The organism is Pseudoalteromonas holothuriae, assembly GCF_945859825.1.
Lineage (GTDB): Bacteria > Pseudomonadota > Gammaproteobacteria > Enterobacterales > Alteromonadaceae > Pseudoalteromonas > Pseudoalteromonas holothuriae.
Window position 1 is genome coordinate 202180 of record NZ_CAMAPC010000004.1, and the last position, 9490, is coordinate 211669.

General features: G+C 40.8%; 13 protein-coding genes and 1 tRNA gene. All 14 read right to left on the reverse strand.

Translation table 11 applies throughout. From position 1 onward, the window contains the following. Positions 1-11 precede the first annotated feature (11 nt). On the reverse strand, positions 12-1391 hold the full coding sequence (gene dnaB / locus OCI93_RS07290; protein ID WP_261593984.1) for a replicative DNA helicase: 1380 nt from the start codon (positions 1389-1391) through the stop codon (positions 12-14). Between the two features lie 147 nt (positions 1392-1538). Further along, complete coding sequence (locus OCI93_RS07295) at positions 1539-2480, reverse strand: DUF4097 family beta strand repeat-containing protein (protein WP_261593986.1); 942 nt, start codon at positions 2478-2480, stop codon at positions 1539-1541. Between the two features lie 9 nt (positions 2481-2489). Beyond that, the gene (locus tag OCI93_RS07300; protein ID WP_261594129.1) at positions 2490-2963 is read right to left on the reverse strand and encodes a hypothetical protein; all 474 of its coding nucleotides are present in this window, start codon (positions 2961-2963) and stop codon (positions 2490-2492) included. Next, on the reverse strand, positions 2956-3522 hold the full coding sequence (locus OCI93_RS07305; RefSeq protein WP_261626131.1) for an RNA polymerase sigma factor: 567 nt from the start codon (positions 3520-3522) through the stop codon (positions 2956-2958). The genes OCI93_RS07300 and OCI93_RS07305 overlap by 8 nt, the downstream gene beginning before the upstream one ends. A gap of 157 nt (positions 3523-3679) precedes the next feature. Next, positions 3680-5443 (reverse strand): DUF7305 domain-containing protein, encoded by a 1764-nt coding sequence (locus OCI93_RS07310; RefSeq protein ID WP_261626132.1) that lies wholly within the window; start codon positions 5441-5443, stop codon positions 3680-3682. Beyond that, positions 5444-5965: a PilW family protein gene (locus tag OCI93_RS07315; RefSeq protein WP_261593996.1), complete on the reverse strand. Its 522-nt coding sequence runs from the start codon at positions 5963-5965 to the stop codon at positions 5444-5446. It lies immediately after the preceding gene. Continuing rightward, positions 5962-6402 (reverse strand): type IV pilus modification PilV family protein, encoded by a 441-nt coding sequence (locus tag OCI93_RS07320; RefSeq protein ID WP_261626133.1) that lies wholly within the window; start codon positions 6400-6402, stop codon positions 5962-5964. Before OCI93_RS07320 ends, OCI93_RS07315 begins: the two co-directional genes overlap by 4 nt. Next, positions 6396-6836 (reverse strand): GspH/FimT family pseudopilin, encoded by a 441-nt coding sequence (locus OCI93_RS07325; protein ID WP_261626134.1) that lies wholly within the window; start codon positions 6834-6836, stop codon positions 6396-6398. The genes OCI93_RS07320 and OCI93_RS07325 overlap by 7 nt, the downstream gene beginning before the upstream one ends. Positions 6837-6843: 7 nt before the next feature. Further along, positions 6844-7251 carry a type IV pilin protein gene (locus OCI93_RS07330; RefSeq protein ID WP_261626135.1) on the reverse strand — a complete coding sequence of 136 codons (408 nt, stop codon included), beginning with the start codon at positions 7249-7251 and terminating at the stop codon, positions 6844-6846. A gap of 270 nt (positions 7252-7521) precedes the next feature. Then, on the reverse strand, positions 7522-7974 hold the full coding sequence (gene rplI, locus OCI93_RS07335) for a 50S ribosomal protein L9 (RefSeq protein ID WP_261594005.1): 453 nt from the start codon (positions 7972-7974) through the stop codon (positions 7522-7524). Positions 7975-8009: 35 nt separating this feature from the next. After that, entirely contained in the window at positions 8010-8237 is a 228-nt protein-coding gene (gene rpsR, locus OCI93_RS07340; protein WP_002962753.1) for a 30S ribosomal protein S18, read from the reverse strand. Between the two features lie 11 nt (positions 8238-8248). Next, a complete protein-coding gene (priB, locus tag OCI93_RS07345) occupies positions 8249-8578 on the reverse strand; it encodes a primosomal replication protein N (RefSeq protein WP_261594014.1) in 330 nt (109 codons plus the stop codon). Positions 8579-8607: 29 nt separating this feature from the next. Then, the gene (gene rpsF, locus OCI93_RS07350) at positions 8608-8949 is read right to left on the reverse strand and encodes a 30S ribosomal protein S6 (protein ID WP_138591187.1); all 342 of its coding nucleotides are present in this window, start codon (positions 8947-8949) and stop codon (positions 8608-8610) included. Between the two features lie 172 nt (positions 8950-9121). Continuing rightward, positions 9122-9197, reverse strand: a tRNA-Gly gene (locus OCI93_RS07355). Between the last annotated feature and the right edge of the window lie 293 nt (positions 9198-9490).

Sequence of the window (9490 nt, forward strand, 5' to 3'; positions counted from 1 at the left end):
GTGCGACACTCCTAGTATTCGTCATCAACCGCAGGGCCTGCGTAGTTATCAAAACGAGAGTATTGACCTTGGAACGTTAACCTAACCTTACCAATAGGGCCATTACGCTGCTTACCAATGATGATCTCGGCCACACCTTTATCAGGGCTATCTTCGTTGTACACCTCATCACGATAGATAAACATAATTAAATCGGCATCTTGCTCGATAGAACCAGATTCACGTAAGTCAGAGTTAACAGGGCGCTTGTCAGCGCGTTGTTCTAGGGTACGGTTAAGCTGAGATAAGGCGATGACAGGACATTGCAGCTCTTTTGCCAATGCTTTAAGTGAACGAGATATTTCAGCAATCTCAAGAGTACGGTTATCAGATAAACTAGGAACCCGCATTAACTGCAAGTAATCGACCATTATCATGCTGATCCCACCGTGATCTCTTGCGATACGCCGAGCACGAGAACGCACATCCGTAGGCGTCAAACCTGATGCATCGTCAATGTACATTTTGCCTTTTTCCATCAACAGCCCCATGGTTGAAGACAATCTGGCCCAGTCGTCATCATCTAATTGACCGGTACGCACTTTAGTTTGGTTAATACGACCAAGTGATGCAAGCATCCTCATCATGATCTGTTCTGAGGGCATCTCCAATGAGTAGATTAATACTGGCTTATCTTGTGTCATGGCAGCGTGCTCTGCCAAGTTCATGGCAAATGTTGTTTTACCCATAGATGGACGTGCCGCAACAATAATTAAATCTGATGGCTGCAACCCTGCTGTCATTTGGTCAAGATCTGAATAACCTGAACTTACGCCCGTCACACCATCTTGCGGTGATTGGTAAAGCTCTTCTATTTTATCAACGGTTTTTTCCAAAATACTGTGCAAATTTTGTGGACCGTCAGTGCTTTTTGTTCGCTGCTCTGCAATTTTAAATACTTTACTCTCAGCTAAATCGAGCAAATCATGGCTATCTCGCCCTTCAGGGTTAAATCCAGCTTCAGCAATTTCATTGGCAACGGAAATCATCTCACGAACTACCGCTCGCTCGCGCACAATATTAGCATAAGCATCTATATTCGCTGCACTTGGCGTATTTTTAGCAATCTCAGCTAAATACGCAAAACCACCTACATTAGCCAGTTGATTATTTTTTTCTAAATTTTCAGAGATAGTGATCAAGTCAATAGGGTTGCTTGTTTCTACTAACTTTTCCATTGCTTCAAATATAAGCTTGTGTGTACGCGTATAAAAATCTTGCGAAACCACCAACTCTGCCACCCTATCAAATGCTTGATTATCAAGCATTAAGCCGCCAAGAACAGACTGCTCTGCTTCAATGGAATGAGGGGGAACTTTTAATGTATCGACTTGATGATCTGGTTTTGCCATAGCACTGCATAATTTAGAATTTAGGGAGCTATTTTATCTGCTTAAAGAATAAATATCACTAGTTGTGATAAGTATAATAACGGCGCTGATATATCAATACTCTAAAAGGTGCGCTATCAAGCAGTTACTTAATAGCGCATAGGAAGATCAGTTCTTTTTTAGTTCGATATGGCCGCTTACCGTGTCAATTTCTATATCAGCATCACCGCCATTTAATACAAACTCCAGCTCGCGCGATGGACCCCACTTTGACTTTTTCACTTCATGTTCACTCAACTCATTTATAACGTTACCGCCTGCATGCATATCAATATCAAAGCGTGCTGATACGTTCGCGGGAAGGTATAAACTTACATCACCACTGACTGTATCCATATTAATATTTGCATTCTTTTTAAGCTTCTTAATGCGCACATCGATTTCACCATTGACAGTATTTAAACGAAGTTCCGCAAGCTCATTTATACGCAAGCCAACTTCCCCATTAACATTTTCTAAACGAACATCTTGAGCACTGGTATCACTTTCAATATCACCGTTTACGGCATCTATTTTTAATTTACCCGCTGAATTTCTATCGTTAATCTCTCCATTAACTGTTTCATAATGAATATTGCCATTGAGGTTCAATCCATCAATATCACCATTTATAGTCTGAAGTGATATTTTTCCTTTTAAATCAGAAGCTTTGATATTACCTTTAACGGTTTTAATATATGTACCTGCGTGTAATTCACTGGCTTTTATATCTACACTAACTCCTTCAAAATTCAACTCGCTGCTTTTAGGCATATAGATTGTCAATATTGAGCCGTCACGAGCATTTTTCCAGCCACGATATTGCTTAGGCATCTGCACAATAAACTCAGTCACTGAACCATTAGTTTCAAGCTTATACCCTTTAGCCTTTTCATCCAGTGTACCCGATACTTTAAAACTATTTTCATCCCATGTTTTTATTGTGATTTCACCACGCTGATTTTCAACCACTACTTTTCCATTAACTGGAATAGTAATTTGTTCGTCTATCTTCTGTGTAGCAAATGCAAAAACGGGTAGTAATGCCAAACCTGCCAATAATGCTCTCATGTTATTCTCCTAAATTTGTTGCCAACGAGGTTCATGTACCTTGTTTATTAAGTCCAATTGTTGCTGATATACTTGTGCTAGCATTTTTAACAGTGCTGCATTTTCTGGATCATTTTGTAGCGCAGATTTTACCGCTTGCTCAGCACTTTCAAGCTCTTTGAGCTGCGCCTGCCAATCTGATGTTAGTGCAGGTTGCGCCTCATACTGCACCAACAAGCTTTGCTTTTGCTGCTCAAAAAAAGCACTTATATCAACCATGGTATTTTGTTGAGGCTGCTTTATCACAACTTGCCAAGCTAGCAGTCCAGCCACCATACACGCTGCAACTCCGGTCAACTTTGGCCAATAACTTACTTTCTTGGCATGCTCATTGTGCGATACTAAGGCCCGCTCAATACCTGGCCACAAGTCACGTTTTGGTGAGACCTCTTTGGTTTGTTCAAGTGATTCTTTTAAAAATTGCTCAAAACTTGGTTTATTCATTGTCATACCACTCCTGCAATAATTGACGAGCACGATGATATTGCGACTTGCTCGACCCTACAGCCATACCTAACATATTGGCAATTTCCTCATGGCGATAACCTTCTACTGCATGTAAAACAAAAACCAAACGCGCACGCTCTGGTAAGCGAACAATCAATTTATCTAAGCCGTTTAAGCCTTCGCACATGCTACTTGCTTGCTCATCCATACCACACCCTTCAATACTGACCACTTTTTGCAACCAATTTTTATGTTTGCGCAAATAACTGATGGCAATATTACTTGTGACACTATGCAACCAAGTTGAAAATTGTGATTGACCTTGAAACTGAGATATTTTATGCCAAAGCTGTACAAATACTTCTTGAGTGACATCCTCAGCATACTCAGGTGATGCAAGCAATCTAAGACACAATCCATAAACACGCTTTTCATATTTTTTGTATAACTGTTCAAAAGCTCGCTGGCTACCCTGCTGAACTTGCAAGACAAGTTCATCAATAGGTTTGGGTTTATGCACTTTATGTGATAATGCCTGATTGGCATCTATTAACATTGTTTTCTTCCCTTTCTCTAGGTCAAGCTAGCTTGATATAAATACCATTTGCTTTCAAGTTACTAAGTTAGACGGGAGTTGGGTAGGAAAAGGTTTAAACGAAGATAATTTTTTTACATGAAAATAAAAAAGCCCTTCATTTGAAAGGCCTTTTACTTTATTCGTTTTCTTCAGCTATGCGCTCAGGTAGTCGGTAATACCAGCGCTCAAATGTTAGCAAATAAGCACTTGCCCCACCACCTCCACCATTACCAGAACCGCCGCCCAACTCAAGTGTTGTCACCGCCTCATCAAAATGAAAATCTGCATCACCAGCGCCATTAATATAAGAACCGACGATACTACCGAAGATTGCACCATTGCCTTTAACATCAACAGTAGCAAATGGTGCATAAATAACGGCATACATCTCACTGTTACCACTGACGGATACGGCATCGCCAGAATTATTAGAGTAAATACTAAATGTTGCGTGACCGCCGCTGGTTAAACCGTGTCTCTCAACTACAATGTCACCGCCGCCACCAAGGTCAAAATTACCGGTAACAAATAAGGTTAATGAGCTATCATCTTTTATCGTCATCGTGGAGCCGCCGCCAATGCTGAAGTCGCCATCCACTAAAAAAACTACATCTCCACCTTGAATAATTACATTACCATTACTGGATAAAGAGAAGCTTTTCATGCCAAAAACAAACTCGTTGCCACTTTCATCTTGCGCTACATCTTCATAGCGCTGTTCATTGATATCAAATATATAAACATCTCGCTGTGAAGCCAAAACTGTACCAACGTCTTTTAAGTTGCCACTATTACCTTGGCGTGTTTCATGATCAAGTCGCTTTGGGCTAAATGTGTAATAATCATTGGCATTTATTATATAGTCAGAAAAATCACTACTATCGCCAATTACAGTGGTCATTTTACTTGAAATACCCGCAGGGTCGCATTGTTCGGAATCAGCCTCATAGCTTTCTAAAGGCACTAACATTGGATCAACGTTAAAATGAGCAACTGAGTAATGCATACCATCTTGATAAAAGTCATTACCATCAGGGAATGTACCTGTTCCGCCATATTGAAGGTCAAAATCATCACCACTGAGATTAGCAATCGACGCTCCCCACTTCATGGTTACATCACCGGTAGCACGCACATAACCTGCTATTTCTCCACCTTTATGGATAAGATCACCCAGAGTTAATACATTACCATCAACACGTACGCCCCCCCCGGAAGAGATTTCTACGTTTCCATTTGCTTTTACATTACCTTTAATTGGAGAAGAACCCGTTAAATACACCCCACCTGCAGAGTTAACATCTCCTTTAATAATAGAGTGCCCTTGAAGGTATACGTCAGCACTACTACCCCCTGTGGTAATTAATGCATTGTCACTTTTAGTCTGCTCATAACTCCCTTGAGAAGAGTCATAACTATCGATCAAACCACTTCCTTTAAGCGTAACACCTGTACACCCAGCGATTAAACTATCGTTTACTGGGGATGTTTGCCCTGCGGTGAACTTATAATAAGCAGTGATCTTATCATTTGAGTCACCACTATATCGCTCACCCGAACTAGTAATAATGATAATGTCATCATTATCTGGGTGTATGCTCGCTGTCACATCATACTTTAAGTCGGTCGCAATCTGCCCCCCTCCCGTAATGGGGTCTTGTGCATTTACTAATTCATCTCTGGTTAGTAAGGGGTTTTCAACAAGCTTCGCTCTGAGTTGATCCGCCATCTCATAAATGCCTTTTTCAGATAAAAAACGAGCATTCATACTTTTTTGAAAATTACCTGATAAACGCTCTTGTACTAGCGTTTCTTTCATTGCACCAAACACCACGACGCCTGCCATGGTGCTTAACAACAAGACTTTGACGAGTGTAAAACCGCGTTGTGTATTCATCATTTACCTCACCATAATTAATTGAGTTGCAGCAATACTAATCACAATACCGCCTGCAAACTGTGTTGGAACGTCCTCTGGTATTACCGTAACATCCACTAGCAGCCCACTAGCGCTACTGCTAAAGGTAAGTGCTTGCACCCCTTTCAATAAGTTAGCACTGCCCAGGCTACTACCTGAAGATCTGTCAATAATGTCACATGTAAGATAGTTATTACTTACAGTATAGACCTCATCAAACGCAATGGTAGGTACTGTGCCTTGACATGACGGACTGAATGAGTTTTGTTCTATCCTTATTGTTAAAGCATTGGCTGAAATCGTCGGTGCACGAATTGCTTGCTTAATGCTTCGAGACAAAATTTGTTGTGTATAACGTATAACCTCTTGTGCGTTTGCTAACGACTGAGCAGACAAAACAGTGCTTTTAATTGCCGTGTAAGACATCGCAATACCTATTAACAAGAACGAACCTATCGCCATTGCAACCATTAGCTCTACTATTGAAAAACCTTTATTGTTCATGTAGGTAAACACGCTGGTGGTAATTGAACAAAAGTGGCGTTTATTTGTACTTGGTTAGAGCCATCCTGTTGATTCGTTCCATCATCCGTTACACCTATGCGATCATCTTGCCATGCCACGGTAATGTTCATACCATTACTAAAACCCTCAGGCATAACAACCTGAAACTTACTTTGCAAAGCCTGAGATGGCTGCAAAAAACTTTGAAAATCTGCATCATTATAAAGTGCTGGGTTGTTATATTGGATCACACAAAGTTGTGACCATACGCGCTCCATCGCATTTTGACCCAATATCAAAGACACCGTATACTCAAAACTATTGGTCGCATATTGCAGAGATTTCAGCTGAGTTGCTGCTAACCCTAACAATGCGATACTGGCAACGAGCATAGAAACCAATACCTCAACTAGAGAAAAACCTTTAATTTTTAACAATTGATTTCCGCCTCATTTATCCAGCTTTGTCCACTTTGCAACACACAAAATCTATAGTCATTACTAGCGCTATCATTATCACTAATTAGAATATCAATTATTTGATTTAGTTCCCCTGTCGAACTGATCGTTCTATCTACATAGCTGATACTGATAGAGCTGTGAGTAACTGAAAATTGATTTAACGTCTGTAGTTGCCCGTTGCTATCAGTTGACCTGACTAGCCAAGACGAACCATTATCTACAAGCTGAACACTTTTTGCCTGCTTTACTGCTTCACTGCGAGAATATTTATAAAAAGCACTCATTAAATTAGCGGTATTCGTCAGCCTATCTTGTTTAATTTGTTGTACAAATGATGGCATCGCAATTATCGATAAAATACCAATAATTGACAACGCTACAAGCAACTCTATCAATGTAACGCCTTTCACTCGCTTACTACCAACAACCACTTGTTTGTGCCCCCTGCGTACCGGTATGATTGATCGTCACAGCACCACAAGGGTCACCCGCCTGAGATGAACCAGCTTTGGGGGTCGCTGTGAGTAAAAACCTAGGGCTTGTAAAATCTGCACCATTTTCAGGCTTACCAAGAGGTTGATAGGCAAATGTATAAACCTCTAAGGTCGGCAAAGCAGTAAAAGATGTGCTGTCTGGGTATCCACCATTGCGCGAATATTGTCGCTCAAGAATAACGGCTGTTTTTAACAACTCTTGTTGCGCTTCAGAGCGCCGACCATCAATGATCGCGTCTGTGTACGAGGGGTAAGCTAATACGCCAATAATCGCTACTATCGCGGTAGCAATCAGTAGCTCTAGCAAAGAAAAACCTTGATTCTTTTTCATCTAACTCTCAAAAACATTTCTCAAAAAAGACAGCGCTGTCAATAAGCCTTGATTTAAAAAGGGTATTTTGCTCGAACGTGAATTAAAAGGCTGATTACGGATTCAAAAAAAATATCAATATGGGTAAATATTAGTCTATTTGAATTCAAAAGTACATTTTGAATACATACTGACAGTAGTTATTTGATGAACTTAGAATTATTTTTATATCTTCAATGATAAAAACTAAAAAACCGTGCACTTGCGTGCACGGTTTTGCTTAATATAAAATTAAGCTTCAGCAATAACGATTACTTTAATAGTAGCTGTTACATCTGAATGTACTGCGATTACTACGTCAAACTCACCTGTTTCACGGATAGTACCAAGAGGTAGGCGAACTTCTGATTTAGCAACTTCAACACCAACAGCTGAGATAGCTTCAGCGATATCGCGAGTACCGATAGAACCGAATAATTTACCTTCGTCACCAGCTTTAGATACTAATGTAACTTCAGCTAATGCTTCAAGTTTCTCTGCACGTGCTTGTGAAGCAGCTAATCCTTCAGCGATTTTCGCTTCTAAATCAGCACGACGTGCTTCGAAAGTTTCGATGTTTGCTTTAGTCGCAGGAACTGCTTTACCCTTAGGGAATAAGAAGTTACGTGCGAAGCCAGATTTAACTGCTACCTGGTCACCTAGGCCACCTAGGTTAGCGATCTTGTCTAGTAGAATAACTTGCATGTCTCTACACCTTTTAAAAACTGTTAATCAGCTGCTTACTTATGTAAGTCAGTGTACGGAAGAAGGGCTAAGTAGCGAGCACGCTTAATAGCAGTTGCTAGCTGGCGCTGGTATTTAGCGCTAGTACCTGTGATACGGCTAGGTACGATTTTGCCACTTTCTGTAACATAGTTTCTAAGAGTAGCTAGATCTTTGTAATCGATTTGTTGTACGCCTTCCGCTTTAAAACGGCAGAACTTACGACGTCTGAAATAACGTGCCATGAGTAATTTCCTCAATTAATTCTTTCAATATGTTGTGCATGTAATACCAGTTGACTCAAACCATTTCGGCTCTCGTGACGGTTCAAAAAACCACTAACTTGTATTGCTTGCCCAACGTATAAATGCTGAGTTTGAGACTGGAATTGTTGCCCACTAGCAACCACTTGAAGTCGAACATAACTATGACGGTTAAGATCAGCTTCTACTTGCATTGATTTATGCTCAAGCACAAAAATGCAGTGTGGAATACCAGCTGGGCTTTGATTAAATTTGGGTGTTTTACAAATCACGCCCGAAAGCACATATTGATTTGTATACAGGTCAGCCTGTTGTTGCACCACAAATCCTCAAAGTCCAGAATCAATAACGATTAAGCAGTAGCTGCTTCTTTTTTCTCTTCTCTTACAAGAGGAGATGCTTCAGTTACAGCAGTTTTAGTACGCATAACTAGGTTACGAAGTACTGCATCGTTGTAGCGGAAAGAAGTTTCAAGCTCGCTGATTACTTCAGTAGTTGCTTCAACGTTCATAAGAACATAATGTGCTTTATGAAGCTTTTCGATTGGGTATGCCAATTGACGGCGGCCCCAATCTTCTAAACGGTGGATAGTACCACCAGCTTCAGTGATAGAACCAGTATAACGCTCGATCATACCAGGTACTTGCTCACTTTGATCTGGGTGAACCATGAATACGATTTCGTAATGACGCATGGATATTCCTTACGGTTAATATAGCCTTTTCCCGTTTCGGCCAGTCGGGGGAAGGCAAGGAACTAAATGTGATAGCCGAAAGAGCGCGTATTTTACGTAGAGTTGGAAAATTAAGCAATGAAAATTTACAAAGGATGAATTTTTTTTGAATTATCTAAGGAAATTATAAGATTGGAGCGGCACACGAGGCTCGAACTCGTGACCTCGACCTTGGCAAGGTCGCGCTCTACCAACTGAGCTAGTGCCGCTTTATAGATGCTCATAAAATTTTGACCGTTGGAGCGCGACAGGTCGCGTCTAACAATCTAGCAACTGAGCTAGTGTCGCTTTATAGATGCTCATAAAATTTTGACCGTTGGAGCGCGACAGGTCGCGTCTAACAATCTAGCAACTGAGCTAGTGTCGCTTTATATATGCTCATAAAATTTTGACCGTTGGAGCGCGACAGGTCGCGTCTAACAATCTAGCAACTGAGCTAGTGAAGCTTTATAGATGCTCATAAAATTTTGACCGTTGAAGCGCGACAGGTCGCGTCTAACAA

Excerpts from the sequence above, each read along its gene's own strand:
- rpsF (WP_138591187.1), bottom strand. The coding sequence starts at position 8,949 with ATGCGTCATTACGAAATCGTATTCATGGTTCACCCAGATCAAAGTGAG.
- OCI93_RS07315 (WP_261593996.1), bottom strand. The coding sequence starts at position 5,965 with ATGAACAATAAAGGTTTTTCAATAGTAGAGCTAATGGTTGCAATGGCG.
- rplI (WP_261594005.1), bottom strand. The coding sequence starts at position 7,974 with ATGCAAGTTATTCTACTAGACAAGATCGCTAACCTAGGTGGCCTAGGT.
- OCI93_RS07300 (WP_261594129.1), bottom strand. The coding sequence starts at position 2,963 with ATGAATAAACCAAGTTTTGAGCAATTTTTAAAAGAATCACTTGAACAA.
- dnaB (WP_261593984.1), bottom strand. The coding sequence starts at position 1,391 with ATGGCAAAACCAGATCATCAAGTCGATACATTAAAAGTTCCCCCTCAT.
- OCI93_RS07295 (WP_261593986.1), bottom strand. The coding sequence starts at position 2,480 with ATGAGAGCATTATTGGCAGGTTTGGCATTACTACCCGTTTTTGCATTT.
- OCI93_RS07310 (WP_261626132.1), bottom strand. The coding sequence starts at position 5,443 with ATGATGAATACACAACGCGGTTTTACACTCGTCAAAGTCTTGTTGTTA.
- rpsR (WP_002962753.1), bottom strand. The coding sequence starts at position 8,237 with ATGGCACGTTATTTCAGACGTCGTAAGTTCTGCCGTTTTAAAGCGGAA.
- OCI93_RS07330 (WP_261626135.1), bottom strand. The coding sequence starts at position 7,251 with ATGAAAAAGAATCAAGGTTTTTCTTTGCTAGAGCTACTGATTGCTACC.
- OCI93_RS07305 (WP_261626131.1), bottom strand. The coding sequence starts at position 3,522 with ATGTTAATAGATGCCAATCAGGCATTATCACATAAAGTGCATAAACCC.